The sequence below is a fragment of the Psychrobacillus sp. genome, assembly GCF_056205495.1.
The window spans coordinates 1-2,342 of sequence record NZ_JBAEAP010000321.1; the positions used below are offsets into that span (position 1 = coordinate 1).

Sequence of the window (2,342 nt, forward strand, 5' to 3'; positions counted from 1 at the left end):
CTCATTTACTTTTTATTATTTTTATTTTTTTGTAATAATTTGTTAAATTACCTGTTTGTTAAGTAAGATTTTTAAACCAAGTCATCATTCTAACAACTTGAAAAGGTTCAAACCAAGTAACTAAAAATAGTAAAATGATAAAAGTAGTAATTGATATATATTTCACGCGTCCTTTTTCTCTTTTAGAGATCGCAATAAAACTAAATACAGCCCCCATTAATATTAAAATAACTCCAGTAAGTACAATAGGTTCCACGTAGCCATCTATTAACCAGTTAAATATAAAGAATAGAATCCCAATAAACATAGAAACTATTGAGCTTATACTGAATCGTTTCATATATAACACCCCTATTAGTTTAACTCCTAAATATGACTTTAAAATTTCATAAAAGTTCCAATTCTTATTCAACTAACCTTTTGCTTTAGATCAATAAAAAAGGCATTACTCCTACTTAAAGTAATGCTCCCATAAGGTAAACAAGAAGATCATTCAATTAAAATAAGTTTATATTGGATATGTTCCAAAGCATTTTTTAGATTAATATCATATCCTGTTGCCCGTTTTCCATACCATCTAACGTCCCCTTATAATCCGCAGCTTACTTTAGTTCAATAAGAAAAAGGGTTTACACATTCTTGTAGCTAGCAGCTGTTAGCTTAAGAAGAACTTTTTACTTCCTTCTTCATTTTCTTACGATAAAAATAACGCCAAAAATAAAAGACAGTCCAGACTATTACTAATACTAACAAACGAATATACTGATATTTTGGTTCACCATAAAATATAAAGATGCTCCCTATAATAAACGTTGGTACCATCAAATAGAACCACATTCTTACTTCCTTATTTTTAAAACTTAATTCAAATCGTTCACTCATATACTCCCCCCCTTTTATAACTTTCTTCATCTATCTTTTCCTCTAATACTTTTGAAAAAAATTAAGGTTCCTATTTAAAAAAGATAGATATAAGCAATTAGAACGGCAATCCCTATTAATATCTTAGCAATACACTTAAAGGTATTTTCCTCTCCTTTTATTAAACCTACTCCCCAAATTACAAACCAACCAAATAGTGCTAAAGCAATCCCTAAATCCCTTAAGACATTCATGTCAGATGCTGCAACGGAGCCTGTAAGATATACGAGGAAACCAATAAAAATGGGTATAATTCCTAAAATAGATAAAGGATTTCTCAACTCTTTTTTAACCTTTATCTGTTTCTCATTCTCCATTTTTCTGAAGGAATACCAAGAACCTAGACTAGGTATTGTCCATATAAGCACTATATATATAACTTGATTTAAACTCAATCCATCACCTCTCCTGTCACCTGGATTGCCATACACAAAATGTCATATTATGGAACATACTTTAAAAACAACTTTTAACTAACCTACTCCTATACTTTAATACGGTTGAAGTAATTAGAAGTTTCAATATTAAACATATTTATCATTTATACTTCGTAAACATGCATTTGGCATGTGAACCGTACGAAAATTCAACCCTAGCCATATACAAAACAAAAATAATAATAAGTATTAAACGTATCAAACAGATGAAATGTTTATCCTTTAGCGTAAACAAAAAAGACTATAGACAATTTCAAATTCGTCTATAGTCTGAATGGATTTACGTATGAAGTTTTAAATAAGGAGTTAATTATCATAAAAATGTAACCAAGCCTCATGAATTCCGCCTGCACAATTTTTAGTTGCTCTAAATAATTGGGAGTGATCTTGAATGGCTATTAGCTCTGGTTGTGCATTTGCTACTATAACAGATGGATATCCAAGACTTATCATTTCTTCATCATTACCTGAATCACCTGCAATCAATATGGATGCTTGATCTTCTACATATTTTTCAATCACGTATGTCAAAGCAGATCCTTTTCCACTGGCCTCAGGGAGTATATCAATATCCCTTCCTGAGCTAAAGATAAATTTGTGCGATATATTAGCTTGTAGCAATTCTTGCTTGAGCTTTTCAACACTTCCCTCATCTTCTTGCGCAGTATAAGAAATCCTAGATTCGTCTGGCAGCTTTTGTGGAACAATAGTTGGATAATGAGAAGCGATTTTCTTTATAGCCTCTGGATTCCAATTTTTCTTCATTAAAAGATTCCATTCTTCATCTGGTTTAAGGTCATTGCCTATATATATGCCTGTTCCCACATCCGAGATTAAAATACTCGGCATTGGAATGTTAGCCTCTTTAATAAGTTCTAGGGCTGATTCCCGATGCCTTCCTGTGACATAAACTAAAGTAACTTTCTTTTGTAGACCTTCATAATAGGTAAGTAAGTCTTTTAAGTGTTTTTCATCACCAACAAG

General features: G+C 31.5%; 4 protein-coding genes. All 4 read right to left on the bottom strand.

Annotated features, from left to right (window positions below; translation table 11 throughout):
* Nucleotides 1-58: 58 nt before the first annotated feature.
* A complete protein-coding gene (locus AC06OU_RS09515) occupies nucleotides 59-340 on the bottom strand; it encodes a hypothetical protein (protein ID WP_475855433.1) in 282 nt (93 codons plus the stop codon).
* Between the two features lie 320 nt (nucleotides 341-660).
* Nucleotides 661-882, bottom strand: a complete 222-nt coding sequence (locus AC06OU_RS09520) for a hypothetical protein (protein WP_475855434.1) — start codon at nucleotides 880-882, stop codon at nucleotides 661-663.
* A gap of 74 nt (nucleotides 883-956) precedes the next feature.
* Nucleotides 957-1,316 (bottom strand): hypothetical protein, encoded by a 360-nt coding sequence (locus AC06OU_RS09525; RefSeq protein ID WP_475855436.1) that lies wholly within the window; start codon nucleotides 1,314-1,316, stop codon nucleotides 957-959.
* Nucleotides 1,317-1,664: 348 nt separating this feature from the next.
* Nucleotides 1,665-2,342 (bottom strand): HAD-IIB family hydrolase (locus AC06OU_RS09530; RefSeq protein ID WP_475855438.1); only part of this gene is annotated, 678 nt, incomplete at its 5' end.

Bases quoted from the DNA above. Each gene is read 5' to 3' on its own strand.
- AC06OU_RS09520 (WP_475855434.1), bottom strand. From the start codon at position 882: ATGAGTGAACGATTTGAATTAAGTTTTAAAAATAAGGAAGTAAGAATG.
- AC06OU_RS09515 (WP_475855433.1), bottom strand. From the start codon at position 340: ATGAAACGATTCAGTATAAGCTCAATAGTTTCTATGTTTATTGGGATT.